This is a genomic window from Metallosphaera yellowstonensis MK1, from assembly GCF_000243315.1.
Taxonomy (GTDB): domain Archaea; phylum Thermoproteota; class Thermoprotei_A; order Sulfolobales; family Sulfolobaceae; genus Metallosphaera; species Metallosphaera yellowstonensis.
Genome location: NZ_JH597760.1, coordinates 1 through 1,321 on the forward strand (window position 1 = coordinate 1; position 1,321 = coordinate 1,321).

1 protein-coding gene and 2 pseudogenes are annotated in these 1,321 nt (G+C 41.9%); 1 reads left to right on the plus strand and 2 read right to left on the minus strand.

Annotation, left to right across the window (positions count from 1 at the left end):
• Positions 1–386, minus strand: a pseudogene (locus METMK1DRAFT_RS00700) (IS200/IS605 family accessory protein TnpB-related protein); the annotation flags it as partial.
• Positions 358–941 (minus strand): annotated as a pseudogene (locus METMK1DRAFT_RS00705) (IS607 family transposase). The pseudogenes METMK1DRAFT_RS00700 and METMK1DRAFT_RS00705, both read right to left, overlap by 29 nt.
• Before the next feature lie 125 nt (positions 942–1,066).
• On the opposite strand from METMK1DRAFT_RS00705, the gene METMK1DRAFT_RS00710 reads away from it, so the two are divergent.
• Complete coding sequence (locus METMK1DRAFT_RS00710; RefSeq protein ID WP_009069617.1) at positions 1,067–1,312, plus strand: AbrB/MazE/SpoVT family DNA-binding domain-containing protein; 246 nt, start codon at positions 1,067–1,069, stop codon at positions 1,310–1,312.
• Positions 1,313–1,321: the final 9 nt, after the last annotated feature.

Here is a 1,321-nt window from a genome sequence, read left to right on the forward strand (position 1 = left end):
TGGGTTAAAACATTAACTGAAACCTTGTTAAACCTCCAATTAACCATGTTAGGAATAGTGATCATAACCCTCTTATACTCCGGTTTATCCTTCCTCGTTAATCCTTTCTTTTTCCTCTCCCTGAAACTCTTAACAATCCTTCCAGCAACGACGTAGGCACCTTCAATAACCCTTGAAGGTAGGAAGGGGTACTTCTCCTTATAATGATTGTAAAACCTCTCGTGCAACTTCTTCCTAGTGGTCTGTAAGCGCTTTGATAGGATTACCTCAATCATTTCGTTAACGAACTTCCTCTGATGTTCTTCAACCTCCCTAAGAACGCGGTACTTCCACTCGTTCAAGAAGTCGCCCTCTAGTTTAACCGTCCTTTTCAACGTCTTCAACACATTTTACCACCTTCTCATACTCTTGGCCGTAAATTCTTGGGGCGAATGACTTGACGATCTCTACAAAGTCCTCCACTAGCTCCTGCGTGTGATCCTCATCATCTTGGAAAGCCACAATAACGTTTACTCCGTAAGCTTTGAATAACTTCACTTCGAAACCGAAACGCGTTAGCCTGTCCTTATGAGCTACAACCGCGTCAATTTGCCTCCTCTTGGCTAACTCTGTTAACTTCTTTAACCCTCCCCTATCCTCTTTCAATCCGGAACCTATATCCTTCTTCTATCACACCCACTTCACCGAGAGTTTTCCTAACCCATTCTCTCAACGCGTCCAACTGCCTCTCCAATTCCTCCTTTTGCGTTCACGAAACTCGAGCGTAAATCGCCACTTGTTTAACCCTTCCACCGCCGGACAACAATCAATTTCGCTGTAAGGTATTCTCCACCTACCGTTAACCTCAACAACCTTTATCTTCCCCTCCCTTACTTAATGACACCACTCCTACTCACGCCGAATATTTCAGCAACCTCACTGGGTGTTAGATACCTCTCCACAGTAATTAAAAGTAACTAGAAGTATTTGAAAGTTACGTGAAAGTGCTATAGTCTTCGTATCGTTTGGTTAAACTACTAACTAACGTTAGGTTAAACATTTATATAGCAAGACGTAATATCCATTCATGGAAAGGTACAGAGCTAAGGTTTATAAGAAAGGCATAATTGTAATCCCTAAAGAAGTCAGGGAGAAACTCGGGATAAAAGAAGGTGATGTAATAGAGCTAGTTGTAGACATTGATAAAATAACCTTAAATAAACCCGTAACTCTCTTGGATCTATTCGGTATAGACGGAGATAAAGCTACGGAAGTCGCTAAAGAGATAGTAAAAGAAAGGAGGAAAGAAGTTGAAATGGAGATACGTTCTTGACGCGGGGCC